Raw genomic sequence first — 26,553 nt, forward strand, 5'->3', positions numbered from 1 at the left:
CATGAAAAAGACGCTGATATTGTTAGCCATGGTGATTGCTTTGGTCGTGTTGCCGTTCTTTATCAATCACGGTGGTGAATACGGTGGCTCGGACGGTGAAGCGGAAAGCCAGATTCAGGTGGTTGCTCCGCATTATGAGCCGTGGTTCCAGCCGCTGTATGAACCGGCGAGCGGGGAAATTGAAAGCCTGTTGTTTACGTTGCAAGGCTCGCTCGGCGCGGCGGTGATTTTCTATATTCTGGGCTACACCAAAGGCAGACAACGCCGTGATGACCGGGCTTGATCGACTGAGCTATCAGAGCCGCTGGTTTCACGTCGCACCAGAGCGTAAGTTCCTGTTCTGGCTGCTGCTGATGACTCTGGCGTTTACCCTGCCCGCCTGGGGGCAGGGTATCGAGCTGGCGCTGATTGCCGGGCTGACCTGCTGGCTGCTGCGCATCTCCCTGCGCCGTTGGTGTCGCTGGATGGCGCTGCCGTTTGGTTTTCTGGTGGTGGGGGTGGTGACGATTCTGTTCAGCGTCAGCCGCGACCCACAAACGCTGTTGGTCAGTTTTCCGCTTGGCAGTTACTGGCTGGGGGTCACGGCGTCTGGGCTGCACACCGCGAACGAGACGTTCTGGCGGAGTCTGGCCGCGCTGGCCGCCACGTTCTGGCTGGTGCTTAACCTGCCGTTTCCGCAACTGATTTTACTGCTCAAACGGGCGCGGATACCGCGTCTGCTGACGGAACAGATCCTGCTGACCTGGCGCTTTATTTTTATTCTGTTAGATGAAGCGATGGCGATTCATCGCGCGCAGACGCTGCGTTTTGGCTATCGTAGTCTGCCGATTGGCTATCGCTCGCTGGCGATGCTGGTGGGCGTTTTGTTTACCCGGGTGCTGATTCGCTATCAGCAAATGGCGGCGACGTTAGATATCAAATTGTATCAGGGCGATTTTCACCTGTAAGGAAAAGCATGCTTGCCACCACCGAACTCTGGTTTCGTTATCAGGATGCGCAGGTACTTAAAGGGCTGACGCTGGATTTTTCACAGCATGCCGTCACCGGACTGGTGGGAGCCAACGGCTGTGGGAAATCCACCCTATTTATGAATCTGAGCGGATTACTGCGACCGCAACAGGGCGCGGTATTGTGGCAGGGAAAACCGCTGGACTACAGTAAGCGTGGCCTGCTGGCGCTGCGTCAGCAGGTCGCGACGGTGTTTCAGGATCCCGATCAGCAAATTTTCTACACCGATATCGACAGCGATATCGCCTTCAGCCTGCGCAATCTTGGCGTGGAGGAGGGAGAAATTGCCCGACGAGTCGACGAGGCGTTGACGCTGGTAGATGCGCAACATTTTCGCCAGCAGCCGATTCAGTGCTTAAGCCACGGACAAAAGAAGCGGGTGGCCATCGCCGGTGCGCTGGTGCTACGGGCAAAATACCTGTTACTGGATGAACCCACGGCGGGGCTTGATCCTTCAGGACGTAGCCAGATGATCGACATCATCAAACGGATTGTGGCGCAGGGAAATCACGTGGTGATCTCCAGCCATGATATTGATCTGATTTATGAAGTCAGCAATGCCGTCTACGTTTTACGTCATGGCGAAGTGCTGGCGCACGGTGAGCCGGGTGAGGTTTTTGCCCGTACAGAACTGATTGAAGAGGCCGGGTTAACGCAACCCTGGCTGGTGAAACTGCACGCAGAGCTAGGTATGCCGCTGTGCAAAACCGAAGATGAATTTTTCCGTTGTATGCGACAACGCGCAATCAAGGAGGCGTCATGACGCAGGCCATTATGTTGCAGGGAACGGCGTCTGACGTCGGCAAGAGTGTTCTGGTAGCGGGACTGTGCCGCATTTTTTATCAGGATGGTCGGCGGACCGCACCGTTTAAGTCGCAGAATATGGCGCTTAACTCCGGCATCACGCCGGAGGGGAAAGAGATGGGCCGCGCGCAGATTTTCCAGGCCGAAGCGGCGGGCATTGTGCCAGATGTCCGCATGAATCCGGTGCTGTTGAAACCGACCAGCGATCGCAAGGCGCAGGTGGTGCTGATGGGACAGGTGGCGACCGATATGGATGCGGTCAGCTATCACGAATACAAGCCGCGTCTGCGCGAGCAGATCCTTTCCGTTTACACCAGTCTGGCGCAGGAGTTTGATGTACTGGTGCTGGAAGGGGCGGGTAGTCCGGCGGAGATCAACCTGCGTGACCGCGACATCGTCAATATGGGGATGGCCGAGATGGCGCAATGCCCGGTGATCCTGGTCGCCGATATCGATCGCGGCGGGGTGTTTGCCTCAATCTACGGTACGCTGGCGCTGCTGCATGAACACGAGCGTGCGCGGGTGAAAGGGGTGATCATCAATAAGTTTCGTGGTGATGTGGCGTTGCTTAATCCCGGTATTGAGCAGATTGAAAGCCTGACCGGCGTTCCCGTGCTGGGCGTGATGCCGTGGCTGGATGTCGATCTCGAAGATGAAGATGGCGTGGCGCTACAAAAAGGGAAATACCTGCGCACCGAAAAACGCGACATCAACATTGCCGTGGTGCAGATCCCGCATATCTCCAATTTCACCGATTTTAACGCGCTGGCCGCGCAGCCCGATGTGCGCGTGCGCTATGTGCGTCATCCGCAAGAACTGGCGGACGTTGACCTGGTGATCCTGCCGGGCAGTAAAAATACGCTCGGCGATCTGGTGTGGCTACGTGAAAGCGGCATGGCCCACGCGGTTTTGCAGGCGCACCAACAAAACATCCCCATTGTCGGGATCTGTGGTGGCTACCAGATGTTGGGCGAGACCATTATCGATGAGGTCGAGTCAGGGCTGGGAACGCTACCGGGTCTGGGGCTGCTCGATACGGTAACGCATTTTGCCCAGCGGAAAACCACAACCCAGGTAACGGCGACGATGTCGTCGACACTGCCGGACTGGTTGTCTGCGGCGTCCGGGTTGCCAGTGCGCGGCTATGAAATTCACATGGGCGAAACGACGCTGAACGGCGATTGCCAGTCGGTGATGCAACTGCAGAAGCACGGCGAAAACGTCGCGGATGGTGCCGTCACCGCCGACGGACGAGCGTTTGGGACTTATCTGCATGGCTTGTTCGACAGTGATGATTTTACGCGAGCGCTGGTCAATGGCCTGCGCGTGCGTAAGGGGCTGACTCCCCTGGATCCCACCTTCCAATACGCGCAATATAAATCGCAGCAGTTTGATCTGCTGGCGGATGCGATGCGGCAACACATCGATATTGAGAAAATTTATACCATCATGCAGCAACATCGGGAGTCAGTATGATGATTCTGGTCACTGGCGGCGCACGCAGCGGTAAGAGTCGTCATGCCGAAGCCCTGATCGCTGATTTCCCGCAGGTGCTGTACATCGCGACATCGCAGATTTTTGATGACGAAATGGCAGCGCGCATTCAGCATCATCGTGATGGACGTCCAGCGCACTGGCGTACCGCCGAGCGCTGGCAGCATCTTGATGCGCTGATCACTGCGGATAACGCGCCGGATGAAGCCATTCTACTGGAGTGCATCACCACGATGGTCACTAACCTGCTGTTTGCTTTGGGCGGCGACAGTGACCCCGATAGCTGGGATTACGCCGCGCTGGAAACGGCGATTGAGGCGGAGATCCAGACGCTGATCGCGGCCTGTCAGCGATGTCCGGCCAGGGTGGTGCTAGTGACCAACGAAGTCGGGATGGGGATCGTGCCGGAAAACCGTCTGGCGCGGCACTTTCGGGATATCGCCGGGCGTGTGAATCAGCGTCTGGCGGCAGCGGCGGATGAGGTCTGGCTGGTGGTATCTGGTATTGGAGTCAAAATTAAATGAGTAAGTTGTTCTGGGCAATGCTCTCTTTTATTACGCGTTTGCCCGTTCCGGGTCGCTGGTCGCAGGGACTGGAATTCGATCAGTATTCTCGCGGTATTGTGACTTTCCCGCTCATCGGTCTGCTACTCGGCGCGTTGAGTGGGCTGGTGTTTATGCTCTTTCAGCCCTGGTGCGGCGCACCACTGGCGGCGCTCTTTACCGTGTTAGCGCTGGCGCTGATGACCGGGGGCTTTCACCTCGACGGTCTGGCTGATACCTGCGATGGCGTTTTCTCCGCCCGCAGCCGCGAACGTATGCTGGAGATTATGCGCGACAGCCGACTGGGAACGCACGGCGGTCTGGCGCTCATTTTTGTCTTGCTGGCGAAAGTGCTGGTGATCAGTGAACTGTCGCTACGCGGCACTCCTGTGCTGGCCGCGCTGGCAGCCGCCTGTGCCGTTGGGCGTGGGACAGCCGTGTTGTTGATGTATCGCCACCGCTACGCCCGTGAAGAGGGATTAGGCAACGTGTTTATCGGTCATGTCACCGGGACGCAAACCTGTTTTACCCTTGGTCTGGCCGCGATTCTGGCGGCGGTTCTGTTGCCTGGAATGCAGGGGGTGGCGGCACTGGTCGTGACGATGGTGTCTGTCTTCCTGCTGGGACAACTGTTAAAACGGACGTTGGGTGGGCAAACCGGCGATACGCTGGGTGCGGCAATAGAACTTGGCGAGTTGATATTCCTGCTGGCTCTGCTGTGAGTCAGCCAACACAATGAGAACGCATATGCAAACGTTAACCTCTTTACTCCGCGAAATTCCGCCGCCAGACCGTGGCGCGATGACACGCGCGCAACAGCATATTGATGGCCTGCTTAAACCGCCTGGTAGCCTGGGTCGGCTGGAGGCGCTGGCGATACAGCTGGCCGGTATGCCAGGTCTACACGGTGTACCGCGTGTCGGTGAAAAAGCGATACTGGTGATGTGCGCCGATCACGGTGTCTGGGATGAAGGGGTTGCCGTTTCGCCTAAAGTGGTGACCGCCATTCAGGCGGCAAATATGACGCGCGGCACGACGGGCGTTTGTGTGCTTGCCGCTCATGCCGGTGCAAAGGTTCATGTGATCGACGTGGGGATTGATGCTGAACTCATCCCCGGCGTAGTGAACATGCGCGTCGCACGTGGGTGTGGAAACATCGCCACTGGCCCTGCGATGAGCCGTACGCAGGCGGAAGAGCTACTGCTGGAAGTCATTCGCTACACACGCGAACAGGCGCAGCGCGGCGTGACGCTGTTTGGCGTTGGCGAGTTGGGGATGGCGAATACCACGCCTGCTGCGGCGATTGTTAGCGTCCTGACAGGCAGTGAGGCTGAAGCGGTGGTGGGAATTGGCGCTAACCTGCCGCTTTCCCGTGTAGGCAATAAAGTGGAGGTGGTTCGCCGGGCGATTGCCGTCAACCAGCCCAATCCGCATGATGGGGTGGATGTACTGGCGAAAGTCGGTGGATTTGACCTGGTGGGCATGGCGGGAGTTATCCTGGGCGCCGCGTCCTGCGGTTTACCGGTGTTGCTGGATGGCTTCCTGTCCTATTCCGCTGCGCTGGCCGCCTGTCAGATTGCGCCGGAGATCAAACCGTATCTGATCCCATCACATTTCTCCGCCGAAAAGGGCGCACGGATTGCGCTGGAGCACCTGGAGCTCGAACCTTATCTCAACATGGGAATGCGCCTGGGGGAGGGGAGCGGTGCTGCACTGGCGATGCCGATTGTGGAAGCGGCCTGCGCGATGTACAGCAACATGGGAGAACTGGCGGCCAGCAATATCGTGCTGCCGGATGGCAAAGAAGCGTAATAAAGTGACCTTGCCTGGCCGGTAAACCGCGCAGTTTGCTGGTCAGTGTGAGAGAAGAGGTTAATCGCCTTTAAAAACGCTATAATTTGCCCACATCTGCCGCGACTGAGGAAAGGGAAATGTTGCCTCGTGTAAAATTGTTTTGTTCATTATTTATGCTGCTTGCAAGCCAGAGCGCGCTGGCTGTCAGCTATCCACTGCCGCCTGAAGGAAGTCGTCTGGTTGGAAATCCGCTGACGATTACCGTTCCCGACAAGAATACGCAACCGCTTGAAGCATTTGCCGCTCAGTATGGGCAGGGGCTGAGTAATATGCTGGAAGCGAATCCGGATGTGGATGTGTTCCTTCCGAAGTCGGGTTCAACGCTGGTTGTGCCGCAGCAAATCATTCTGCCTGCTACCGTTCGTCAGGGCATTGTTGTGAACGTGGCGGAGATGCGTCTTTACTACTATCCAAACGGCAGCAACACGGTTGAGATTTTCCCGATTGGTATTGGCCAGGCAGGACGAGAAACGCCGCGTAACTGGGTGACGAGAGTCGAGCGTAAGCAAGAGGCGCCGAGCTGGACGCCGACTGCGAATACCCGCCGTGAATACGCAAGCAGGGGAGAAAGCCTGCCCGCCTTCGTTCCTGCGGGGCCGGATAACCCGATGGGGCTGTACGCCATCTATATCGGCAAGCTGTACGCTATTCATGGCACCAACGCAAATTTCGGCATTGGTCTGCGCGTGAGCCAGGGCTGCATTCGTTTACGCAATGATGATATCGAACATCTTTTCCAGAACGTGCCCGTCGGCACCCGCGTGCAGATTATCGATCAGCCGGTGAAAACCACGACGGAACCTGACGGTAGTCGCTGGATAGAAGTGCATGAACCACTGTCCCGCAACCGCGCGGAATATGAATCTGACAGAAAAGTCCCGCTGCCGATCACACCTGTGATGCGTAGCTTTATGAGCGCTGAGGGTGTGGATACGAACCGTGTCAGCGAAGCGCTCGAACGCCGTTCGGGGATGCCCGTCAACATCAGCCACGGACAAACCCGCATTTAATGACGCCGGAATGGTGTTCTGAAAAGCAAAAAGCCCGCTAAAAAGCGGGCTCTTCAAAATTTGGCTCCTCTGACTGGACTCGAACTTCATCTGTAGCTCCAGCTGTTAATGGCTTTCAAAAAATGGTGTCTATCTTTACCATCATATTTACCAGCATTTTTAATGCTGTATGACTATAAAGTCAATTACTATCAATTGGTTATGACAACACGCCTCACTGAACGATTTTCCTGTGCTGCTACAAATTTTATCTCGTTTATTCAACAGATTACCGCTATTGCCCGATATGTTTCCTCCCGGAAAGATAAGTAAGGGCAGAAGAATACGTTATGACCAATGCTGAGATAGCCAGCCATCTTTATTCCCTTTCTCTATGCTGCCGGATGCGTTAACGTCAATGTAATGAACATCAACATTTTTAGGGAAAAGAATGACAAAAAGAGTGAATCGGGCAGACCAGATACAGCTTCTCGCTGGATAACAATAACACCAGCTTCCCCATCCGTCTTGCCAAGCCACGGCTTGATTCGACTGGCACAGGAACGAATTCAGTGATCCTCGATGGATTTGTTGAGCAGGGAATGATGGTCTTTGCTCAGGGCTATGATTCGAACGTATTAGGGATCACAGATGAAGGAGTAAAAGCTAAAGTCTGGTGCACAACAGATGGTGCTTGTGTAGGTCGTCGTGCCGTTGACGAGAACAAGGAATGGACGGAACCGGGTCAAGGCGGTCAGAAAGTAGTTCGCGTGTCGTATACATGGAAGCTGGTTGACGTTCCGAGCTTGGTGGATAAAAAAGCGTTTGCTGGTGTCAAAGGTATGAATGAACCAGCTCATGGCGCAATAAATCTTGTTAAAAGCAGTAATGGTTGGAAAGCTAACTAAAAGGATGCTGGATCGTTAAATGCCCCTATTGCTCCGTAGAAGGTCAGAGCTGGGGCATGTTTGCGCAATTATTTGCTTCTTATTTTATACGCTTATCAAGGTGATACGTAAATTGCTTACCATCTGGATTAACTATGCCACGATCAATTAAAACATTAACTATTTTGTCGATCTCATCTTTATTAATTTCTCCATCGCGCCTTGTACTTTTTACCACTCCTCCCAGACCGGTGCGATTTTTTGGTTTATTATTTTTCATAGCAGAAAGTGCATTGATAACGCGAGTGATATGATTTTCACGTTTTATTGCAGTCGTAGCTGATTCAGTGGAATGGCTATCTGATAGCATGGATAGCACAGAATTTATATAAGGCTTATCATTTTTAGATATGTCCTGTATAGAATATCGTACAATTTTAGTACCAATGCTTTTGAGATAACTAATTAAAGGGTCGTATCCTTTATCATTAGAAATGATGATAAAAGAAGCCATTGAATTATTCTGTATTATTTTCCCTACAAAAAATGCGATGTGAAGATCTAGTGCATTTGAACCAGTCCCATGAATTTTCACATATTCAGCTCGATTCCCAATGGATTGTAACATGGACACGATTTCGTAATGGATCTTGTCCTGCTGATGACCCACGAAAATAATAAAATGTGTTTGGGGGTGTGTAATAAAATGACTAATAGATGGCTGAACGTTTTCATAGTCAACCATCACATAAGTTATTTCTTTTCCCTGAATAAAATTGCTCATATCCCTCCACCCATGGCTAGCAGTAGCTTTTGGTATGAAACGTTAAACCGAATCAGACATGCTCTTTCCAAACATGCATACTCAATATCAGTGTAAACATCATAGCATGCGTGAACATAATAGTTAAGCGAGATCGGTAACCTTCAATTGTGTGTTTTATTTGTAAAAGTTATGAATGGGGCGATATGAACATTTATGTGAATAAATATTGACATGAGATCAAATGTTAAGAGAAATATCGATAAGAATAAACTTTTTTCTATTAATTTATTATGGTAAGTTGATTTCGATGTTTAGTATTTTAATTGTATTCTGAATGTCAAAGTAATTATGCGATGTTATCGTTGTTTTACATATTTAACAAGGGTTTTATTATTATGAATTTTAAAGTGATTACTTTAGCGTTGATATCTTCAGTTCTTCTTACAGCATGCCAAACGCAACCTGTTTCAGTATATGATGCTCCAACAGCACCGCAATCAAGAGTCTTTAAATATCAACAAGCAGCACCTTCTACTTTGGTGGTAATTAGAGATAAAGGTATGTTAGGCTCAGGATGCTATGCTTCAATATTTATTAATGGACAAATTGTTGCAAAATTAAATCCTTATGAAAAGGTAAGTTTTCAACTTGATGAAGGGGATTGGATTGTAGGTGCATCGTTAGATGGTGCAGGGCTATGTGGATTGAATCCACCAAGAGTAGAACGGGAAACCAGAACTAAAGCTGGAGAAACTAAAGTGCTTCGTGTCTCAACTGGCAATTCTGGATTTATGGATATTCTTCCAACAACACTTTGAATATATGAATAATAGATTGCCCATTTTTTCAGTTAATGTGATAAGTGGGTAATTAAAGGTATAAATATAACAGATTAATGCGTAGCATTTATCATAAAACAATCTGCGTGATCTCCACTGATTTCATCACATATCATGATATTCCAACGTAATAAAACTAGAAATCTATGTTAACGACATGGAGGTGTAGCCAAACCCGCATTTAGAATGATTTCCACATCACATTATGCGTGTAAGATCATGGTTTCAAACTTGACGATTACAGAATAGCAGCGGTCGGTATAGTGATGTCTTGGAGCAAAAATCTGGAGACGAATCAATTATAAAATACAAATAATGGGTATAGGCAGCACGAACGCTGTTGCTTTCCTTGTGGCTCATTTGAAGTTCTACAGCATCTTCTGACCATAGACCAGACTCAATTAAGGCGCTACATGCCAGTGTGCGAAAACCATGACCGCAGATGTCCTGTGCGGTGTCATAGCCCATTTTACGCAGCGCCTTGTTGATGGTGTTTTCACTCATGGGTTTGAATGAGTCATAACATCCAGTAGAAATTAATCCGACATCGTTACCTTCTTCATAGGTAAGCTGGCGCTTTCAGTATCGTAAGAGCCTGCCTGCAAAGGGGAACGAAGTGCTGACGTTTCATTTTAGCCCCACGAGTCCAGTGCTTGACGTTTTCAATCGCTTCCCGCTGTTCGGGGATCACCCATAACTTACTGTTGAAGTCGATTTCCGATCACCGAGCGAAACGAAGTTCGCTGGAACGAATGAAGATAAGCAGATTGAGTTTAATCGCCAGTGTTGTCAGTCCACGCCCTTTGTAGGCATCAATACGTTCAAGCAGTAGCGGGATCTCCTCCAGCTCCAGTGCAGGGCGGTGTTCAGTCTCAGACTTCTGAACAGCGCCTTCCATATCATAGGCGGGATTATGACGCATAAGCTTTTGCTGGACAGCATGACGGAGGATCGCGGTGATGTATTGTTTAATCCGCATGGCAATTTCAAGGTAGCCAACTGTTTCCGCTTTTTTGACTGGCACAAGCAGGTCACCCGTATCCAGATCTGAAATGTTGCTGTCACGAATATCCGGGAAGACATAGGTTTCCAGCCGTTTCCATACGGTGTCGGCATAATCTTCTGACCATTTTGTTTTGGTGGTAAACCAGCTTTTGGCGACAACACGGAACGAACGGGTTTTATCCCGTTTCTCCGGAAGGACTTTTTTATCAGCCTGTTTTTTAGCGTTCGGGTCAATCCCCTGAGCTAACAGCCTCTTAGCCTCGTCACGGCGTTGTCTGGCATCGGCAAGCGATACAGCAGGGTAAACCCCAATGGAAAGCACCTTCTGTTTGCCATTAAAGCGGTAGCCTAACTGCCAGTATTTCGAACCGTTGGGATGCACGAGAAGGTAGAGACCAAATCCATCAGTGAGCTTGACGACCTTTTCCCATGGTCTGGCATTTTTACTTTAGTATCAGTAAGTGACATGACGGTTCCCTCCGCGTGCTGGTAAAACGCAAATCGAACCAGCTTTACCAGCAAAAGGGTATAGCTTCGAGTTGTTTTTAGTGAACGAGGGTGAACCTGAAGAAGGGGATAACCAGTTGATATAAATGCAGAAAGCAGACGTCAGTGAACGTCTGCTTCCCCTAATCTGGCTCCTCTGACTGGACTCGAACCAGTGACATACGGATTAACAGTCCGCCGTTCTACCGACTGAACTACAGAGGAATCGTGTGAACGGGGCGCATATTAGCGACGCCCACTGCCGTTGTCAAAGCCTGAATGCACCATCGCGATCGTTTGTCGAAATATTCCTCATTTCGTTGTTTATTCAGACACAACGGGTGATTTTGTCAGCTTTTGATGTTCCGGGCGCGGGTATTTCCATAGCCAACGTCCGCTAACCATACGCCAGTAAAACAGCGCTGCACGTACCGCCCAGTCGAAGAACATCCCCATCCAGACCCCGACAACACCCCAGCCAAGTACAATCCCCAGCGTATAACCAGCAACCACTCGACAGCCCCACATTCCCAGCATCGATACCCACATGGCAAAACGTGCATCGCGCGCGCCTTTAAACCCTGAAGGTAAAACCCAGGATGCAGCCCAGATCGGCATAAACGCCGCGTTGAGCCAAATCAGGATGACAACCACGTCTTTTACCTCCTGATCGCGGGTGTAAAACGAGGCCATCAGCCCGGCAAACGGCGCGCTCAGCCAGGCGATGGCGGTCAGGCCAATCGTGGAAAGCCAGAACACGTGGCGTAATTGAATTTCCGCCTGGGCAATCTGTCCGTTTCCAAGACGTCTTCCGGTAATAATGGTGGATGCCGACCCCAGCGCGTTTCCTGGCAGGTTAATTAGCGCGGCAATGGAGAATGCGATGAAATTACCGGCAATGACGCTGGTGCCCATCCCGGCGACAAACATCTGCGTTAATAACTTGCCGCCGTTGAACAGTACCGATTCAATGCTGGCCGGGATACCAATCCCCATCACTTCCCAGATAATGGCGAAGTTCAGCGGTTTAAAATAACTTTTCAGCGGAATGCGCAGCGCCGGGTTAAAGCCAATCATCAGCACCCAGATAATGGCAACCGCGCCGATATAGCGCGAAATAGTCAGGCCCAGTCCTGCGCCGACAAAGCCGAGCCCTTGCCAGGAAAAAACTCCGTAAATCAGGATGCTACTGATAATGATATTAAGGATATTCATCCCACCATTTATCAGCAGCGGAATTTTCGTATTGCCCGCGCCGCGCAACGCGCCACTACCAATCAGAGCAATCGCTGCGGCAGGATAACTAAGGACCGTTAATTCCAGGTAAGTCAGCGCCAGCGCCTTCACTTCCGCTGTCGCTTCGCCTGCCACTACATTGATAATCTGCGCGCCAAAGTAATGAATCACCGCCGCCAGGATCACGGCAAACAGCGTCATAATCACCAGAGATTGCCGGGCCGCAGCACGGGCGCGTCGGCGGTCACGTTTACCGAGGCTAAAGGCCACCACCACCGTCGTCCCCAGATCGATAGCGGCAAAAAAAGCCATAATTACCATGTTGAAGCTGTCAGCGAGACCGACGCCCGCCATCGCTTCTTTACCCAACCAACTGACCAGAAACGTACTGAGTACGCCCATCAGCAAAACGCAGGTATTCTTCAGAAAAATAGGGACAGCAAGTGGGGTAATTTCGCGCCAGAAAAGTACCTTATAGCTCTTGCGTTTGGCATACCAGGGCGTGCGGGTGACGGCCTGACGTAGGGCAGCGGAGACGTTCAAAATGGACCTTAGAGAAGAAAGTTGAAACCTCATTTCAAATGATGAGGGAGAAACGGAAAAGCTGCAAAGTTTTTTGCCGATTAAATCTCCGCAATTGCAACAAATTGTTGAGAGAAGCGCCAATTAACCGTGCATGTCTGAAATGGGGTTTGACAAAAGATTTTTCGCCGCTAAGATAAGCCTCCACAACGATTCCTCTGTAGTTCAGTCGGTAGAACGGCGGACTGTTAATCCGTATGTCACTGGTTCGAGTCCAGTCAGAGGAGCCAAATTTAAGAAGCCCGCTTTTTAGCGGGCTTTTTGCTTTCTGCCTCTGGTTCTTCTTAACGGAATGGTGGCTCGTTGAAGGTGCGCAGTTTGCGGGAGTGCAGACGGTCGCCTTCAGCACGCAGCAGGTCAATGGCGCGAATACCAATCTGCAGGTGTTCGGAAATGGCCCCCTCGTAGAAACGGTTTGCCTGACCGGGCAGTTTGATCTCACCGTGCAGCGGTTTATCCGAAACGCACAACAAGGTGCCATAGGGCACTCGGAATCGGTAACCCTGTGCGGCGATGGTGGCGCTTTCCATATCAATTGCCACGGCGCGACTCAGGTTAAAACGTAGCGCTGAGGCGGAGTAGCGCAATTCCCAGTTGCGATCGGAAGTGGTCACCACCGTTCCGGTACGCAGACGCTGTTTGACTTCTTCACCGGGCATGCCGCTGACCATCTTCGTCGCGTCATACAGGGCGCGCTGTACCTCTGCAATGCTAGGAATCGGGATATCCGGCGGCAGTACCGCATCCAGCACCTGATCATCTCGCAGATAGGCATGAGCAAGCACATAATCGCCAATCGCCTGGCTTTCACGCAGGCCGCCGCAGTGACCAATCATCAACCAGACATCAGGGCGCAGAACCGCCAGATGGTCGCAAATTGTTTTGGCGTTAGACGGGCCTACGCCAATATTTACCAGCGTGATCCCCTGACCGTCGGCAGTGATCAGATGCCAGGCGGGCATCTGGTGTTTCTTCCAGGCCAGATCGGAAATGGCTTCTTCGGGCGCTTCCGTTTCAGCGGTGATCCAGATGCCTCCGGCGCAGGAAAGCGCAATATATGGGCTGTCCGGATCGAGAATTTGACTGCATCCCCAGCGCACAAACTCATCCACATAGCGGGTGTAGTTGGTGAACAACACGAACGGCTGAAAATGTTCCACCGGCGTGCCGGTATAGTGACGTAACCGGGCGAGTGAGAAATCGACCCGTCGTGCGTCAAAGTGCGACAGGGGAGAATACTCGACGGGATGATAGATGCCATCTGCGGTTTCATCACCAATTTGCGCCAGTTCGGTGGTTGGGAAATGGCGGGTTAGCCCAGCGCTCATTGAGCGGTCAAGTGTGAGCTCAGAACCGTCAATCACGTACGGATAGGGGATCTCATGCTGTGATGGCTCGACGGTGATCTGCGCGTCGTAGTCCTGATACAACAGCGTGAGCTGTTCTTCCAGATAGGGGCGGAACAGTCCCGGACGAGTGATGGTCGTGGTATAGCAACCTGCATGAGTAAAACGCCCATAAGCACGGGTTTTCGGGGGATTGGTGGCATTGCCATCCCAGGTAACAGAAAGCGATGGATAAACAAAAAGACCTTTACTCCGGGCGGTGAGATCGGGAAGTTCCCCCGTTTCAATGTACTTGCCAATGGCACTGCGTAGCGCCTGAACCGACTGCTCGTAGAGTGCATCAAGTTTTTCCAGCGCTTGTGCAGGCGTCAGGCTGGAGCCCTTACTCTTCATCTGTGTCTCCTTGTTCTACAGGTGTACTGCTCACCCGATAGTATGTCACCGGAATGTGAAACAAAAGTCAGAGTTTTAGAGAAGAGGCGAGAGCCGAATGGCCCTCGCAGAGAACTCAGGCGTGTTGCTTATCTTTCATCAGCAATGCGGTGGCGGCCGAAATCAGGCAGCCTGCCAGCAGGTAGATAGCCACGCTGTGCCAGTCGCCACCGGAGAAGGTAACCAGCGCCGCGGCGATGAAGGGGGTGAATCCGCCGCCCACCACGCTGGCAACCTGATAACCCACGCCAGCCCCACTGTAGCGATATCCTGCACCGAACATGCCGGTGAACATCGGTTGCTGCACACAGACCACCATGTCATGAGCAATGTTAGCAAGCATGATCGAGAAGAACACAATCCAGAAAATCGACTGTGATTCGAGAGCCATAAAGAACGGAAATGCGCTTAGCGTGCCAATCAACGCACCGGTAATATAGACGCGCCGACGGCCAAAGCGGTCTGCCAGCCAGGCAAAGCAGGGGATGGTCAGGCAGCTTAACCCACCGACCAACAGGCCGATATTCAGAAAGAGCTCACGCGGCAGGCCGAGGTTTTGCGTCGAGTAATTCAGGGCGAATGCGGTAACGATGTACATAGTCAGCAGTTCGCACAGACGGAGCGCAATAATCTTTAAAAAGGCACCCGGATGGCGTACGAGCGCTTCCATCACCGGCAGGCGCTTTTTCTCTTCAGGCGCCTGCTGTTTCTGCTGTTCAAATTCTGCTGACTCTTCCATCCCGTTTCGCACCCATAACGCACCAAGCACCAGGACGATGCTGAACAGGAACGGAATACGCCAGCCCCAGCTCAGGAACTGCTCGTCGTTCGTCAGATAACTGATCAATGACACAAGACCTGTGGAAAGCAGCAGACCGACGCCGTAGCCCACTTGTACACCACTGCTATAGAACGCTTTTTTGTTTTCTGGCGCGCTTTCTACGGAGAGTAATGCGGCACCGCCCCATTCACCGCCGACCGCAAATCCCTGAATCGCGCGCAGCAGTACTAACAGTACCGGCGCCCACCAACCAATAGCGGCGAATGAAGGAAGAATGCCAATCAATGCTGTGGCAATACCCATCATCCAGACGGTGAGCATCAGCATCCGCTTACGGCCTAAGCGATCGCCGAAGTGGCCGAAGATCACGCCGCCCAGCGGACGGAACAGGAAACCGACACCAAAGGTGGCAAATGCGGCAAGCGTACCCATTGCCGGGCTGACCTGCGGGAAAAACTCACGGTTAAAGACCAGTGCGGCGGTAATGCCATAAAGCAGAAAATCGTACCAGTCGACGACGGCACCGGCAAAGCTGCCCAGCGCGGCACGTCTGGCGCGATTAAGCGATGGGGTTTCCTCTACGGAGGGGGTGGAGATGAGGGTGGAATCCATAGTAATCCTGTCTGTACTGATTTTATTATTAGTATGGGAATAAGAGTCACACACATTGCGGCCAACCTATAAGTGGTTGTTATGAGACTACCGCGACAGACAGGAAGAGAAAACGATTTTTAATCCACAAAGGGCAGAACAGGAAAATGAAGCGGATATGGCGTCCGAAAAAGCAAAAAGCCCGCTAAAAAGCGGGCTCTTCAAAATTTGGCTCCTCTGACTGGACTCGAACCAGTGACATACGGATTAACAGTCCGCCGTTCTACCGACTGAACTACAGAGGAATCGTGTGAACGAGGCGCATATTAGCGACGACGATTGGGGTTGTCAAAGGGGGAAATGCGATTGTGCGTCTGTTTGCTGACAAAACCAGCAAAGCGGTGAACTTTCGGTCTCCGGTGGGCTTTGCCCCATTCTGGTGCGTGTCTACCCCGGATGGGGCAGATCGGAAACCGCTGACGAGAATCGATATTACCGATAACAATCATAAATGCTTATTTTACGGCGATTTAACACCAATTCCTCCTCTTATCCGAAACTGGCAAGCATCTTGCAATTCTCTCCTGACATCACTGCCAGCATGGGTTCTGGCATTCCGGACAGGAGGCAAAATGAACTTCAGACGATTGAAATATTTCGTGAAAATTGTCGATATTGGTAGCCTGACACAGGCCGCTGAAGTATTGCATATCGCACAGCCCGCGCTGAGTCAGCAGGTTGCCACTCTGGAAGGCGAGCTCAATCAGCAATTGCTCATTCGCACTAAACGAGGGGTGACGCCGACTGAAGCGGGAAAAATCCTCTACACCCATGCGCGGACGATCCTTCGTCAGTGTGAACAGGCGCAGTTAGCTGTCTGTAATGTTGGGCAAACCTTAACGGGACAGGTGTCGATCGGTCTTGCGCCGGGCACTGCCGCGTCGTCAGTCACCATGCCGCTGCTACAGGCGGTGCGCGCAGAACTGCCCGAGGTACTGGTGTATCTGCATGAAAACAGTGGGGCCGTACTGAACGATAAATTGTTGAGTGGTCACCTGGATATGGCGGTGCTCTACGAGCGTTCTCCACAGGCAGGCATTACCAGCCAACCTCTGCTCAAAGAAGACCTCTTCCTTGTTGGTACCCGCGATTGCCCGGGGCAGAGCGTAGACCTTACCGCTGTTGCACAGATGAATCTTTTTCTCCCTCGTGACTACAGCGCAGTCCGGTTGCGGGTTGATGAAGCCTTCTCACTGCGGCGTTTAACGGCGAAAGTCATCGGCGAGATTGAGTCGATAGCCACGCTGACCGCAGCGATTGCCAGCGGCATGGGCGTGACGGTGCTACCGGAATCCGCCGCGCGTTCTCTGTGTGGTGCGGCAAATGGCTGGATGGCACGCATTACTTCGCCGTCGATGAATCTGTCGCTGTCGCTGAATATGTCAGCAAGAGGGAGTTTGTCACCGCAGGCACAGGCGGTGAAAGAGATCCTGATGTCGCTGGTGAGCAGTCCGGCACTGGATAACCGCGAGTTGCAGTTGGTCAGCTAAACGTTATTCCATGACGGAATAAGATGCAGGTTTTTATTATTTGTTATGCCGGACATCTGACTTTAACAATAGCGGCATGTCTGATGTATCCGGAGCAACAAGTGAATTTCCAGCAGCTAAAAATTATCCGTGAGGCAGCCCGTCAGGATTACAACCTGACGGAAGTCGCCAATATGCTCTTTACCTCACAGTCAGGGGTGAGTCGGCATATTCGCGAGTTAGAAGATGAGCTTGGGATCGAGATATTTATCCGTCGGGGCAAGCGTCTGCTTGGCATGACCGAGCCAGGTAAGGCGTTATTGGTTATCGCCGAGCGCATTTTAAATGAAGCCAGTAACGTACGCCGACTGGCGGATTTGTTCACTAATGACACCTCGGGCGTGTTAACTATCGCCACGACGCATACGCAAGCGCGATACAGTCTGCCGGGGGTGATCAAAGCCTTCCGCGAATTATTCCCGGAAGTTCGTCTGGAATTAATTCAGGGAACGCCGCAGGAAATAGAGACGTTATTACAAAATGGCGGGGCGGATATTGGTATTGCCAGTGAACGGCTGAGCAACGATCCTCTTTTGGTTGCTTTCCCCTGGTTTCGCTGGCATCACAGCCTGTTAGTGCCGAATAATCATCCATTGACCCTGGTTTCGCCGCTTACGCTGGAGTCGATTGCCCACTGGCCGCTGATCACTTATCGGCAAGGGATCACCGGGCGTTCCCGCATTGATGAAGCTTTTGCCCGTAAAGGTCTGCTGCCGGATATTGTTCTCAGCGCGCAGGATTCCGATGTGATTAAAACCTATGTCGCGTTAGGACTGGGGATTGGTCTGGTGGCGGAACAGTCCAGCGGTGAACAGGAAGAGGGGGCGCTGACGCGACTGGAGACCCGGCATCTGTTTGACGCCAATACTGTCTGGCTAGGACTGAAGCGCGGGCAACTCCAGCGCAACTACGTCTGGCGATTTATCGAACTGTGTAATGCGGGATTGTCCGTGGAGGATATCAAGCGGCAGGTGATGGAGCCTGATGACGTGGCGATTGATTATCAGATATAAAGCAAAAAGCCCGCTAAAAAGCGGGCTTTTTAAATTTGGCTCCTCTGACTGGACTCGAACCAGTGACATACGGATTAACAGTCCGCCGTTCTACCGACTGAACTACAGAGGAATCGTGTGAACGAGGCGCATAATACTGACCTCGCTACGGCGTGTCAACAGTAAAATTAGCACGCTTTTTCAAGTGGTTAATTAATCCCCAAAATGGAGGATCAGTGAACCTGCGCAGGGTCAAATGGGTCATCGTCTTCGTTATCACGAAGGCGTTGCAGAGGATCCTGCTGATAGAACTGGCAGAAACGTTGCCACAGCGCGGGGAACCGTGGCGCAAAGAGTTCCGGGGCGCTGAAGAAATATTCTGACAGGACCGCAAAACATTCCGCCGGATCGCTCGCCGCATAGGCATCAATGCTCGATGCCGTTTCACCCACCAGATCAATTTCATCCTGAATATTGTTCATTGCGGCGTGCAGGTCGTGCTCCCAACTGGCGACTTCCCGCAGAGGAATCAGCGGGATACCGCTGGCGCGATCGCCATTGCGCATGTCCAGCTTATGGGCAACTTCATGAATAATCAGGTTAAACCCGGAGGCGTCGAAGGAGTCCTGAATATCCAGCCAGTTCAGGATGATTGGCCCTTGCTGCCAGCTTTGTCCGGACTGCACAACGCGCTGGTTGTGGACCAGGCCAATATCATCTTCCCATTCGTCATCGACGACAAAGGGCGCAGGGTAGATCAGCACTTCATGGAAGCCATCCAGCCATTCGATACCCAGTTCCAGAACCGGCAGACAGAAAAGCAGGGCGATGCGCGCGCTTTTCAGCGAGTCGAGTTCGAAACCCTGAAGGGCGACCAGCCTTTTTTGTTGCAGGAATCGCTCTGCCAGCGCAATGAGTCTGGCTTGTTCTTGCGCGGTCAGGGTCACAAGCAGGGGGATTGCAAGGGCTTCCTCCCACTGAGCAGGCTCATTTTGTGCGGTGTCTTGTGCTTTCCAGGGCCACTTAATCATCGATTTGCTCGCAAACTCGTCACTTGAACAAAATTGAAGGGACAGGGTCTGTTAAAATGCCAAATTACCTGGCATGATGGCAACCATCAAAACGGAGAGATGCCGGAGCGGCTGAACGGACCGGTCTCGAAAACCGGAGTAGGGGCAACTCTACCGGGGGTTCAAATCCCCCTCTCTCCGCCACTATTCAAACACTTACCCTTCCTGTTGTCAGTGACACACGTCCCGTTGAGAAAAACGAACAGAGATATAACGCCGAAGTTTCCTTCAGCGCCATTATGTTCGTCACATTTTCAATGACTATCACGAACAGCCAGGAAGCCTGGAATCACAGATTGCCGGTTCCACCATCTACCAGTAGTTCCGTACCTACGGTATAACCCGACTCATCAGATGCCAGATAGAGCGCGGCCTTCGCCAGTTCCGTTGGCGTACCCATGCGTCCCAGAGGCACCAGGCTGGCAATGTCACTTTGCAGCGTGCGCTGCGCTTCTTCACTAAGTCCCAGCTTATTGAGCGCGGGTGTGGAAACTGGGCCTGGGCTTAAGCCATTAACGCGTATTCCCCGGGGTAAGAGTTCTGCCGACAGTGTGCGTGCGAGCGATAATAATCCGGCCTTACTGGCGGCGTAAACGCTGCTGGTTGGCAGACCAATATGCGCGCTGACCGAGCCGCAAAGGATCACGGAAGAGGGATTACTCAGAAGTGGCAGCAGTGCCTGCAGCAAAAAGAAAGGCCCCTTTAGATTGATTTGCATCAGGCGGTCCCACTTTGCCTCATCCCACTCTTCGATCAGTCCGTGCGTGACGTCACCCGCATTGACGAAAACGGCATCCAGCCCCGGCCAACGCGAAGCGAGGGTTTCTGCCAGCCCTTTTTGTGCCTGAATATCCCCGGCATCGGTGGCAATCACCCATGCGCTGTCACCCAGAATGCGTTGGGCTTGAGCGAGCGTGTCGGGATTGCGCCCTGTGACAGCGACATGCGCGCCTTCAGCAATAAACTCCTGCGCAGTTGCCAGACCAATACCACTGGTCCCGCCTGTAATGAGCGTATATTTACCTGTTAAGCGACCCATTTTACTTCTCCTGAATTGTCTCTGGAGAATGCACTATAGAAACGTTAGTATCTAAAGGAAACCAGGTACCAAATGGATACTAAAGAGGCAAGAGGTGTGCTATGGCGGAATCAGCCGACGGTGTAACGGAGAAAAATGTTCAGCATCAACCCTGTCCGATGACTCGCTTCGTCAGTCTGGTCTCCGGAAAGTGGGCAATACCGATTTTATACCGTCTGATCGTACTGAATGCCCCGGTGCGTTTCGGCGAGTTATTGCGGGCTGCAGCCCCCATTACGCAAAAAGAGCTGACAAAACAGCTGCGTTTATTTGAGTTACGCGGACTGGTGTCACGTACAGTTTATCCGGAAATTCCACCGCGCGTTGAGTATCAGATAACGCCATTGGGATTGACCATGCATGGTGCACTGGCGCCTCTGGCTGACTGGATGCGGGAAAATGGTGACAAGCTCAATACTGAGTGACATTTCAGGCACAAAAAAGCCCGCCGGAAGCGGGCCTGGAATTATTCTGGCGATTAGAACTGATACACTAAGCCCACAGCAACGATGTCATCGGTCGCGATGCCATTGTCTGCATAGAAGTGGTCATCGTTATCCAGCAGGTTGATTTTGTAATCAACGTAGGTGGACATGTTTTTGTTGAAGTAGTAAGTCATACCTACATCAACATATTTCACCAGATCTTTGTCGGTGTAGCGTGGGTTACCATCACCATCATGATCCTGACCACCCAGTTCCTTCCCTTTAGATACCAGGTAGGCGATAGAAGGGCGCAGACCGAAATCGAACTGGTACTGTGCAACCGCTTCAAAGTTTTTGGTCTGGTTGGCAATACCGCCATTGGTTTCACCTTTACCGCCGCCGTAATAGGTCATGTTGCGAGTTTCGGCATACATCGTGGCCAGATAGATATTGTTCGCGTCATATTTCGCGCCAATGGTCCAGGCTTCAGCTGTTTCACCACCGGCGTAGTTGTTGGCACGAGAACGATCGCCATATCCGCGAGAAACCTGATCATCCGTGCGGTCAGATGAAGAATAGGCAGCACCCAGGCTTAAACCGAAGTCAAAGTCATAAGAGGTGGACATACCGAAACCGTCGCCGTTTTCCTGGGCCAGTTTACGATTTGTGCTATTGCCCGAGCCTTCCTGGCCAAAACTTGCGCCTTCATTGTTGCCCTGATACTGCAGCGCGAAGTTCAGGCCATCAACCTGACCAAAAAAGCCTTTGTTACGGTAGGTGGCTACGCCGTTAGTACGACCCAGCATATAGACGTCGGTCTGGGTGTAGGAGTCACCACCAAATTCCGGCAGCATATCGGTCCACGCTTCGACGTCATAAACCACGCCGTAGTTACGACCATAGTCGAAGGTACCATTCTGACCGAAACCTAAACCCGCGAAGCCCAGACGCGTTGCGGAATCGCCTTTGTCACCTTCGGTACCGCTTGCGTTAATGTTATATTCCCACTGACCGTAACCAGTCAGTTGATCCATGATCTGGGTTTCACCCTTGAAGCCCAGACGCACATAGGACATGTCGCCATCACTGTCAGTGTTGTCTGAGAAGTAGTGCAGTCCATCCACTTTCCCATAGAGGTCCAGTTTATTGCCGTCTTTATTATAGACTTCAGCAGAATGGGCTGCGCCAGCAATCAATAATGCTGGAACGAGCATTGCCAATACTTTTCTTTTCATTATGTATTCCCTTATGATAATAATCTTCATGAATAAGTGCTGCTTTCCAGAAGAGCACGTCTGGATACTATTCCAGGAGTTCATTTTATTTTAAAAATAACATGTAACAATTGTATTTTAAATATTTCTAAATGTTTCAATATGGGTATTTATAATTCATATTGTATGATAAATATAAAACAAATTCATGATCTTTATGGTTTGATATCAAGTATTTATGCTTTTTGTTTTGATATTGATGACTTGGATGTTTTCCAGATGACAATCGTACCCATTTGCCGAGTGTGATAATTAAAAAAAACCGGCATAAATGCCGGTTATAAAAAAATGATTAAATGATAAAAAGGCTAATAACACGTTTATAGTGCCATGATTAATATAAAACAAAAACCAGATTCATGGGTTGGCGTTTTATTTGTTTATGATATGAGTAAATAAACAGGAGTCTGGATATTTTTGAAAATAAATGGAAATAACAGAGTGTTTTGTGACATAACTAAAATTGCCCTGGATCAATACATCTGCAAAATCAATGATTCGTGACTATATTGTGACGCACAGAACAGAAAAATGTGACTATAATCACAAAAAAAAGAGCAAAAAAATCTCTCGAGTTACGTCACAAAAATGGAGTTTCCTTTGAGCAGTATGGAAGAAAGAGCAACGCGGAGTCTGGGCGGTAAACTGGCATTGTGGGTGTTTTACGCTTTCTGCGTCTATTTTGTCTGGGCCATGCTTCGTTATGCCTGGGTGATCAGCCACATCCAGTCAATTCCGGTTGCCGGATTTGAAAGTTCGCTTGGCTCAACCAGCGGAAAATGGATGGGGGCTTTGCTGGGGTTTCTGGTACTTGGGCTGGTGGGGCTGATTCTTGGCGGCATCGCCTGGTATACGCGCCCGCGTCGTCAGCCAACGTGAAGCTGCCGGAGAAACTTGCTACTGTAGCCTTTCTTAACGTACGGGAGGCACTGTGGATCTTCAGCACTGGCAATCACAATTTGAAGCATGGCTATGCCATCATCACACCCGGCAGGACGCCGCGCATGATATTTTTCACTTCCGCCGCGTCTGGGCGACATCCCGACAGTTGATGGAGGGACAGACGGTCGATGAGCTGGTCGTGCTGACCGCGTGTTATTTTCATGACATTGTCAGCCTTGCCAAAAATCATCCGGATCGTTATCGCTCGTCTGTCCTGGCGGCGGCAGAAACCCGCCGTCTCCTCATCCGTGATTTTCCCGCTTTCCCCGAGTCGCAACTGGCCTCGGTTTGCCATGCGATTGAAGCCCACAGTTTTAGCGCAAATATTGCCCCCCTCACTCTGGAAGCGAAAATTGTTCAGGATGCCGACAGGCTTGAAGCGCTGGGCGCGATTGGGCTGGCGCGTGTCTTTGCGGTTTCCGGCGCGTTAGGCGTGGCGCTTTTTGATGGCGAAGACCCCTTCGCCGAGCGGCGAGCGCTCAACGATAAACAGTTTGCCCTTGATCACTTCCAGACCAAATTACTGGCGTTGCCCGACACCATGCAAACCGAGCGTGGCCGGGAACTGGCCCGGCATAATGCCGGCTTCCTGGTGAACTACATGGCAAAACTGAGCGCGGAGCTAAAAGGGGAGTACGAATCTGTCGATCCGGCGGTGATCCGCACGTTTAGTCCCAGCCACTCGTGAGGCCAATTTTATGTTAACCTGACGCCACTCTTTTTAGGTCGGTTAACGATATGCAGCAAAATCTTTCAGTAACAGGTTCGCTGGTTCCCGCAACAGACAGCAATGCAGACGTTGCGCAGGCGTTATTGGCGAAATTGTTGGAAATTTATGATGTTAAAACGCTGGTGGCTCATCTGAATGGAATCGGCGAGAACCACTGGAGTCCGGCCATTTTAAAGCGCGTGGTGGCGAATGCCTCCGCCTGGCACCGATTAAGCGAACGAGAGTCGGGGTTTTTGCGTACCCTGTTGCCCACGCCGCCAGCGCACCATCCGCACTATGCCTTCCGCTTTATCGATCTCTTTGCCGGTATTGGCGGTATTCGTCGCGGATTTGAGGCGATAGGCGGCCAGTGCGTGTTTACCAGCGAGTGGAACAAACATGCGGTGCGTACCTATAAAGCTAACTATTACTGCGACCCGGCCAGACACCACTTTAATGAAGACATTCGCGACATCACGCTCAGCCATCGCGAAGGTGTCAGCGACAGTCAGGCGGCGGACCATATTCGTCAGCATGTGCCGCAACATGATGTTCTGCTGGCAGGCTTTCCGTGCCAGCCGTTTTCCCTTGCCGGGGTGTCGAAGAAAAATGCGCTGGGACGCGCCCACGGTTTTGCCTGCGATACTCAGGGAACACTGTTCTTTGACGTTGTGCGAATCATCGATGCCCGCCGTCCACCGATTTTTGTTCTGGAAAACGTGAAAAACCTGAAGAGCCACGATCAGGGCAAAACGTTCCGCATTATTATGCAGACGCTGGACGCTCTGGGTTACGACGTTGCCGATGCAGAGGATAATGGCCCGGACGATCCGAAAATTATCGACGGCAAACATTTTTTGCCGCAGCACCGGGAACGCATCGTGCTGGTCGGGTTTCGTCGCGATCTGAACCTGAAGCGCGACTTTACCCTGCGTAACATCAGCACACGTTACCCGCCGCGGCGGACGACGCTGGCGGAATTACTGGAACCAGTGGTTGAAGCCAAATATGTGTTGACGCCTGTACTGTGGAAATATCTCTACCGCTACGCGAAAAAACATCAGGCGAAAGGTAACGGTTTTGGCTACGGCATGGTCGATCCCGCGAATCCGAATAGCGTGACGCGAACGCTTTCCGCGCGCTATTACAAAGATGGTGCTGAAATTCTGGTAGACCGCGGTTGGGATTTCGCCACCGGGGAAGTGAATTTCGACGATCCGCAAAATCAACAGCATCGTCCACGTCGCCTGACGCCGAGAGAGTGCGCACGACTAATGGGCTTCGAGTCGCCACAGGGATACCAGTTCCGTATCCCTGTTTCTGACACCCAGGCCTATCGCCAGTTTGGAAACTCGGTGGTCGTGCCCGCGTTCGCCGCCGTGGCGAAATTGCTGGAAGAGAACATTAATGCGGCGGTCGCGTTACGGCAGCAAGAGAGCGCTCATGGCGGACGTTCACGATAAGGCAACGCGCAGTAAAAACATGCGGGCCATTGCAACCCGCGATACGGCTATCGAAAAACGACTGGCGGGGCTGCTGACGGAGCAGGGGCTCGACTATCGCGTTCAGGATGCTTCACTACCCGGTCGTCCTGATTTTGTGGTGGATGAGTATCGCTGTGTCATTTTTACCCACGGCTGTTTCTGGCACCACCATCACTGTTATCTGTTCAAAGTGCCCGCGACGCGCACCGATTTCTGGCTGGATAAGATTGGTAAAAACGTGGCGCGCGATCGCCGCGATATCCAGCATTTACAGGAACTGGGCTGGCGGGTGCTGATCGTCTGGGAATGTGCGCTACGCGGACGGGAAAAGCTTAGCGACGCTGCGCTGTCAGAACGTCTTGAAGAGTGGATCTGCGGCGGCGGCGCGCCCGCGCAGATCGACACTCAGGGGATGCATTTACTGTAACGTTTTTTTGTTTTCCACCGCGTCAGGCATCGGTTTGGCCGGGAAAAGGTATTTCCCCAATGTGACCAGAACGACCGCAAAGACAATGACCCCCAGCGCCAGCCATTCAATCGGCGCCAGACGTTCACCTCCCAGTCCCGTCCCCAGTAACACCGCAACGACCGGATTCACATAGGCATAACTGGTTGCCAGCGCGGGGCTGACGTTACGGATCAAATACATATAGGCATTGATGGCAATGATGGAACCAAACAACGCCAGGTAGCCGACCGCCAGCAAGCCTGACAGCGACGGCAGCGCGGTCAGTTTTTCACCGCTGAGCAGTGAGGCACACATCAGTACGATCCCGGCGGCGAGCATCTCTATTGCGCCGGCCATCATCCCCACCGGTAGCGTAATACGCGAACCGTAGACGGAGCCAAACGCCCAACTGATCGAACCGATCAGAATTAATATCGCCCCCCACGGATTGCCGCTCAGATTACCACCGCTGTTGAGCATCACGATCCCCGCCAGCCCAATCGCAATCCCCAGCCATTCGAGCCTGCGGGTTTTAATGCCAAAGAAATGGCTAAAGCACAGAGTGAATAGCGGCACCGTCGCCACCACGACCGCCGCGATCCCGGAAGGGACGTTTTGATGCTCCGCCAGGGTAACCAGACCGTTGCCGACGGCCAGCAGTAAAATACCAATCAGCGCCGCGTTAAGCAGAGGACGAAGCGGCGGCAGTTTATGGCCGCGCAGTAGTAAAAAGGCGGTTAACAGTCCCCCGGCGGCGAGAAAGCGCACGCCAGCCATCATCAGCGGCGGCCAACTTTCCACACCGATACGGATGACGAAATAGGTGGAACCCCAGATGATATACAGCGCGAACAGCGCGCTGAAAAGCGGTAACAACTGCCTGAAACGCATAATCCCTCA

25 protein-coding genes, 5 tRNA genes and 2 pseudogenes are annotated in these 26,553 nt (G+C 52.1%); 19 read left to right on the plus strand and 13 right to left on the minus strand.

Annotation, left to right across the window (positions count from 1 at the left end; translation table 11 throughout):
- Position 1: 1 nt before the first annotated feature.
- From OGW13_RS12800 to OGW13_RS12840, 9 genes and pseudogenes are all read left to right on the plus strand, one after another.
- Positions 2–283 carry an energy-coupling factor ABC transporter substrate-binding protein gene (locus OGW13_RS12800; protein WP_043000254.1) on the plus strand — a complete coding sequence of 94 codons (282 nt, stop codon included), beginning with the start codon at positions 2–4 and terminating at the stop codon, positions 281–283.
- On the plus strand, positions 270–947 hold the full coding sequence (locus tag OGW13_RS12805) for an energy-coupling factor ABC transporter transmembrane protein (RefSeq protein ID WP_043000255.1): 678 nt from the start codon (positions 270–272) through the stop codon (positions 945–947). Before OGW13_RS12800 ends, OGW13_RS12805 begins: the two co-directional genes overlap by 14 nt.
- Positions 948–955: 8 nt before the next feature.
- Complete coding sequence (locus tag OGW13_RS12810; protein ID WP_043000256.1) at positions 956–1,771, plus strand: energy-coupling factor ABC transporter ATP-binding protein; 816 nt, start codon at positions 956–958, stop codon at positions 1,769–1,771.
- Positions 1,768–3,288 (plus strand): cobyric acid synthase, encoded by a 1,521-nt coding sequence (locus tag OGW13_RS12815; protein WP_054176323.1) that lies wholly within the window; start codon positions 1,768–1,770, stop codon positions 3,286–3,288. Before OGW13_RS12810 ends, OGW13_RS12815 begins: the two co-directional genes overlap by 4 nt.
- The gene (gene cobU / locus OGW13_RS12820; RefSeq protein WP_043000258.1) at positions 3,285–3,830 is read left to right on the plus strand and encodes a bifunctional adenosylcobinamide kinase/adenosylcobinamide-phosphate guanylyltransferase; all 546 of its coding nucleotides are present in this window, start codon (positions 3,285–3,287) and stop codon (positions 3,828–3,830) included. Before OGW13_RS12815 ends, cobU begins: the two co-directional genes overlap by 4 nt.
- Positions 3,827–4,570, plus strand: a complete 744-nt coding sequence (cobS, locus tag OGW13_RS12825; RefSeq protein WP_044257577.1) for an adenosylcobinamide-GDP ribazoletransferase — start codon at positions 3,827–3,829, stop codon at positions 4,568–4,570. The genes cobU and cobS overlap by 4 nt, the downstream gene beginning before the upstream one ends.
- A gap of 25 nt (positions 4,571–4,595) precedes the next feature.
- Positions 4,596–5,660 carry a nicotinate-nucleotide--dimethylbenzimidazole phosphoribosyltransferase gene (gene cobT, locus OGW13_RS12830; RefSeq protein ID WP_287116189.1) on the plus strand — a complete coding sequence of 355 codons (1,065 nt, stop codon included), beginning with the start codon at positions 4,596–4,598 and terminating at the stop codon, positions 5,658–5,660.
- A 119-nt stretch (positions 5,661–5,779) separates the two neighbouring features.
- Entirely contained in the window at positions 5,780–6,712 is a 933-nt protein-coding gene (gene ldtA, locus OGW13_RS12835; RefSeq protein WP_130097213.1) for a L,D-transpeptidase, read from the plus strand.
- A gap of 446 nt (positions 6,713–7,158) precedes the next feature.
- Positions 7,159–7,599 (plus strand): annotated as a pseudogene (locus OGW13_RS12840) (SEN1982 family lipoprotein); the annotation flags it as partial.
- A gap of 79 nt (positions 7,600–7,678) precedes the next feature.
- Here the strand turns inward: OGW13_RS12840 and OGW13_RS12845 are convergent.
- Positions 7,679–8,362, minus strand: a complete 684-nt coding sequence (locus tag OGW13_RS12845) for a PIN domain-containing protein (RefSeq protein ID WP_051642326.1) — start codon at positions 8,360–8,362, stop codon at positions 7,679–7,681.
- A gap of 377 nt (positions 8,363–8,739) precedes the next feature.
- Here OGW13_RS12845 and OGW13_RS12850 point away from each other — a divergent pair, with 377 nt between their 5' ends.
- Positions 8,740–9,162, plus strand: coding sequence for a YajG family lipoprotein (locus tag OGW13_RS12850; RefSeq protein ID WP_287116190.1), 423 nt, complete (start codon positions 8,740–8,742; stop codon positions 9,160–9,162).
- Positions 9,163–9,498: 336 nt separating this feature from the next.
- On the opposite strand, the pseudogene OGW13_RS12855 reads toward OGW13_RS12850, so the two are convergent.
- The 4 genes and pseudogenes from OGW13_RS12855 to OGW13_RS25725 all read right to left on the minus strand — a co-directional run.
- A pseudogene (locus tag OGW13_RS12855) lies at positions 9,499–10,656 on the minus strand (tyrosine-type recombinase/integrase); the annotation flags it as partial.
- 167 nt (positions 10,657–10,823) lie between these two features.
- Positions 10,824–10,899 (minus strand) — tRNA-Asn (locus OGW13_RS12860).
- A gap of 99 nt (positions 10,900–10,998) precedes the next feature.
- The gene (locus OGW13_RS12865) at positions 10,999–12,486 is read right to left on the minus strand and encodes an EmmdR/YeeO family multidrug/toxin efflux MATE transporter (protein ID WP_287116191.1); all 1,488 of its coding nucleotides are present in this window, start codon (positions 12,484–12,486) and stop codon (positions 10,999–11,001) included.
- Between the two features lies 1 nt (position 12,487).
- Positions 12,488–12,640 (minus strand): DUF5951 family protein, encoded by a 153-nt coding sequence (locus OGW13_RS25725; RefSeq protein ID WP_220132970.1) that lies wholly within the window; start codon positions 12,638–12,640, stop codon positions 12,488–12,490.
- Positions 12,641–12,646: 6 nt separating this feature from the next.
- Between OGW13_RS25725 and OGW13_RS12870 the strand changes: the two genes are divergently transcribed.
- A tRNA-Asn gene (locus tag OGW13_RS12870) sits at positions 12,647–12,722 on the plus strand.
- A gap of 54 nt (positions 12,723–12,776) precedes the next feature.
- Here OGW13_RS12870 and OGW13_RS12875 read toward each other — a convergent pair.
- The 3 genes from OGW13_RS12875 to OGW13_RS12885 form a co-directional block, all read right to left on the minus strand.
- A complete protein-coding gene (locus OGW13_RS12875) occupies positions 12,777–14,231 on the minus strand; it encodes an AMP nucleosidase (protein ID WP_043000265.1) in 1,455 nt (484 codons plus the stop codon).
- A gap of 115 nt (positions 14,232–14,346) precedes the next feature.
- Positions 14,347–15,663 carry a shikimate transporter gene (gene shiA, locus OGW13_RS12880; protein ID WP_043000266.1) on the minus strand — a complete coding sequence of 439 codons (1,317 nt, stop codon included), beginning with the start codon at positions 15,661–15,663 and terminating at the stop codon, positions 14,347–14,349.
- A 208-nt stretch (positions 15,664–15,871) separates the two neighbouring features.
- A tRNA-Asn gene (locus OGW13_RS12885) sits at positions 15,872–15,947 on the minus strand.
- Positions 15,948–16,274: 327 nt separating this feature from the next.
- On the opposite strand from OGW13_RS12885, the gene nac reads away from it, so the two are divergent.
- Together nac and cbl are read left to right on the plus strand one after the other, a co-directional pair.
- The gene (nac, locus tag OGW13_RS12890) at positions 16,275–17,192 is read left to right on the plus strand and encodes a nitrogen assimilation transcriptional regulator NAC (RefSeq protein ID WP_044266804.1); all 918 of its coding nucleotides are present in this window, start codon (positions 16,275–16,277) and stop codon (positions 17,190–17,192) included.
- A 101-nt stretch (positions 17,193–17,293) separates the two neighbouring features.
- A complete protein-coding gene (cbl, locus tag OGW13_RS12895) occupies positions 17,294–18,244 on the plus strand; it encodes an HTH-type transcriptional regulator Cbl (protein ID WP_044266975.1) in 951 nt (316 codons plus the stop codon).
- A 36-nt stretch (positions 18,245–18,280) separates the two neighbouring features.
- Here cbl and OGW13_RS12900 read toward each other — a convergent pair.
- Both OGW13_RS12900 and mtfA read right to left on the minus strand, forming a co-directional pair.
- Positions 18,281–18,356: transfer RNA gene (locus OGW13_RS12900), tRNA-Asn, on the minus strand.
- Positions 18,357–18,456: 100 nt separating this feature from the next.
- Positions 18,457–19,254, minus strand: coding sequence for a DgsA anti-repressor MtfA (mtfA, locus tag OGW13_RS12905; protein ID WP_287116192.1), 798 nt, complete (start codon positions 19,252–19,254; stop codon positions 18,457–18,459).
- 93 nt (positions 19,255–19,347) lie between these two features.
- Between mtfA and OGW13_RS12910 the strand changes: the two genes are divergently transcribed.
- Positions 19,348–19,437: transfer RNA gene (locus tag OGW13_RS12910), tRNA-Ser, on the plus strand.
- 145 nt (positions 19,438–19,582) lie between these two features.
- On the opposite strand, the gene OGW13_RS12915 is transcribed toward OGW13_RS12910, so the two are convergent.
- The gene (locus OGW13_RS12915; RefSeq protein WP_287116193.1) at positions 19,583–20,332 is read right to left on the minus strand and encodes an SDR family oxidoreductase; all 750 of its coding nucleotides are present in this window, start codon (positions 20,330–20,332) and stop codon (positions 19,583–19,585) included.
- A gap of 101 nt (positions 20,333–20,433) precedes the next feature.
- On the opposite strand from OGW13_RS12915, the gene OGW13_RS12920 reads away from it, so the two are divergent.
- Positions 20,434–20,796 carry a winged helix-turn-helix transcriptional regulator gene (locus tag OGW13_RS12920; RefSeq protein WP_043000270.1) on the plus strand — a complete coding sequence of 121 codons (363 nt, stop codon included), beginning with the start codon at positions 20,434–20,436 and terminating at the stop codon, positions 20,794–20,796.
- A 53-nt stretch (positions 20,797–20,849) separates the two neighbouring features.
- Here the strand turns inward: OGW13_RS12920 and ompC are convergent, their stop codons facing one another.
- Complete coding sequence (gene ompC / locus OGW13_RS12925) at positions 20,850–22,031, minus strand: porin OmpC (RefSeq protein ID WP_044257584.1); 1,182 nt, start codon at positions 22,029–22,031, stop codon at positions 20,850–20,852.
- A 648-nt stretch (positions 22,032–22,679) separates the two neighbouring features.
- Between ompC and drpB the strand changes: the two genes are divergently transcribed.
- The 4 genes from drpB to OGW13_RS12945 are packed head-to-tail and all read left to right on the plus strand — an operon-like array spanning position 22,680 to position 25,632.
- Positions 22,680–22,949 carry a cell division protein DrpB gene (gene drpB / locus OGW13_RS12930; RefSeq protein WP_072200637.1) on the plus strand — a complete coding sequence of 90 codons (270 nt, stop codon included), beginning with the start codon at positions 22,680–22,682 and terminating at the stop codon, positions 22,947–22,949.
- 52 nt (positions 22,950–23,001) lie between these two features.
- Entirely contained in the window at positions 23,002–23,700 is a 699-nt protein-coding gene (locus OGW13_RS12935) for a phosphohydrolase (RefSeq protein WP_287116194.1), read from the plus strand.
- Positions 23,701–23,750: 50 nt separating this feature from the next.
- Complete coding sequence (locus OGW13_RS12940) at positions 23,751–25,184, plus strand: DNA cytosine methyltransferase (RefSeq protein WP_287116195.1); 1,434 nt, start codon at positions 23,751–23,753, stop codon at positions 25,182–25,184.
- The gene (locus OGW13_RS12945; RefSeq protein ID WP_044257588.1) at positions 25,165–25,632 is read left to right on the plus strand and encodes a very short patch repair endonuclease; all 468 of its coding nucleotides are present in this window, start codon (positions 25,165–25,167) and stop codon (positions 25,630–25,632) included. The genes OGW13_RS12940 and OGW13_RS12945 overlap by 20 nt, the downstream gene beginning before the upstream one ends.
- On the opposite strand, the gene yedA is transcribed toward OGW13_RS12945, so the two are convergent.
- On the minus strand, positions 25,624–26,544 hold the full coding sequence (gene yedA / locus OGW13_RS12950) for a drug/metabolite exporter YedA (RefSeq protein WP_044266922.1): 921 nt from the start codon (positions 26,542–26,544) through the stop codon (positions 25,624–25,626). The genes OGW13_RS12945 and yedA overlap by 9 nt on opposite strands.
- Positions 26,545–26,553: the final 9 nt, after the last annotated feature.

The organism is Citrobacter sp. Ca225, from assembly GCF_030337175.1.
In the GTDB taxonomy this organism is placed as follows: domain Bacteria; phylum Pseudomonadota; class Gammaproteobacteria; order Enterobacterales; family Enterobacteriaceae; genus Citrobacter_A; species Citrobacter_A amalonaticus.

What these genes read in the sequence shown, in the direction of transcription:
- OGW13_RS12800 (WP_043000254.1), top strand. Translation starts at nt 2, where the DNA reads ATGAAAAAGACGCTGATATTGTTAGCCATGGTGATTGCTTTGGTCGTG.
- OGW13_RS12805 (WP_043000255.1), top strand. Translation starts at nt 270, where the DNA reads ATGACCGGGCTTGATCGACTGAGCTATCAGAGCCGCTGGTTTCACGTC.
- OGW13_RS12810 (WP_043000256.1), top strand. Translation starts at nt 956, where the DNA reads ATGCTTGCCACCACCGAACTCTGGTTTCGTTATCAGGATGCGCAGGTA.
- OGW13_RS12815 (WP_054176323.1), top strand. Translation starts at nt 1,768, where the DNA reads ATGACGCAGGCCATTATGTTGCAGGGAACGGCGTCTGACGTCGGCAAG.
- cobU (WP_043000258.1), top strand. Translation starts at nt 3,285, where the DNA reads ATGATGATTCTGGTCACTGGCGGCGCACGCAGCGGTAAGAGTCGTCAT.
- cobS (WP_044257577.1), top strand. Translation starts at nt 3,827, where the DNA reads ATGAGTAAGTTGTTCTGGGCAATGCTCTCTTTTATTACGCGTTTGCCC.
- cobT (WP_287116189.1), top strand. Translation starts at nt 4,596, where the DNA reads ATGCAAACGTTAACCTCTTTACTCCGCGAAATTCCGCCGCCAGACCGT.
- ldtA (WP_130097213.1), top strand. Translation starts at nt 5,780, where the DNA reads ATGTTGCCTCGTGTAAAATTGTTTTGTTCATTATTTATGCTGCTTGCA.
- OGW13_RS12845 (WP_051642326.1), bottom strand. Translation starts at nt 8,362, where the DNA reads ATGAGCAATTTTATTCAGGGAAAAGAAATAACTTATGTGATGGTTGAC.
- OGW13_RS12850 (WP_287116190.1), top strand. Translation starts at nt 8,740, where the DNA reads ATGAATTTTAAAGTGATTACTTTAGCGTTGATATCTTCAGTTCTTCTT.
- OGW13_RS12865 (WP_287116191.1), bottom strand. Translation starts at nt 12,486, where the DNA reads ATGAGGTTTCAACTTTCTTCTCTAAGGTCCATTTTGAACGTCTCCGCT.
- OGW13_RS12875 (WP_043000265.1), bottom strand. Translation starts at nt 14,231, where the DNA reads ATGAAGAGTAAGGGCTCCAGCCTGACGCCTGCACAAGCGCTGGAAAAA.
- shiA (WP_043000266.1), bottom strand. Translation starts at nt 15,663, where the DNA reads ATGGATTCCACCCTCATCTCCACCCCCTCCGTAGAGGAAACCCCATCG.
- nac (WP_044266804.1), top strand. Translation starts at nt 16,275, where the DNA reads ATGAACTTCAGACGATTGAAATATTTCGTGAAAATTGTCGATATTGGT.
- mtfA (WP_287116192.1), bottom strand. Translation starts at nt 19,254, where the DNA reads ATGATTAAGTGGCCCTGGAAAGCACAAGACACCGCACAAAATGAGCCT.
- OGW13_RS12915 (WP_287116193.1), bottom strand. Translation starts at nt 20,332, where the DNA reads ATGGGTCGCTTAACAGGTAAATATACGCTCATTACAGGCGGGACCAGT.
- OGW13_RS12920 (WP_043000270.1), top strand. Translation starts at nt 20,434, where the DNA reads ATGGCGGAATCAGCCGACGGTGTAACGGAGAAAAATGTTCAGCATCAA.
- ompC (WP_044257584.1), bottom strand. Translation starts at nt 22,031, where the DNA reads ATGAAAAGAAAAGTATTGGCAATGCTCGTTCCAGCATTATTGATTGCT.
- drpB (WP_072200637.1), top strand. Translation starts at nt 22,680, where the DNA reads ATGGAAGAAAGAGCAACGCGGAGTCTGGGCGGTAAACTGGCATTGTGG.
- OGW13_RS12940 (WP_287116195.1), top strand. Translation starts at nt 23,751, where the DNA reads ATGCAGCAAAATCTTTCAGTAACAGGTTCGCTGGTTCCCGCAACAGAC.
- OGW13_RS12945 (WP_044257588.1), top strand. Translation starts at nt 25,165, where the DNA reads ATGGCGGACGTTCACGATAAGGCAACGCGCAGTAAAAACATGCGGGCC.
- yedA (WP_044266922.1), bottom strand. Translation starts at nt 26,544, where the DNA reads ATGCGTTTCAGGCAGTTGTTACCGCTTTTCAGCGCGCTGTTCGCGCTG.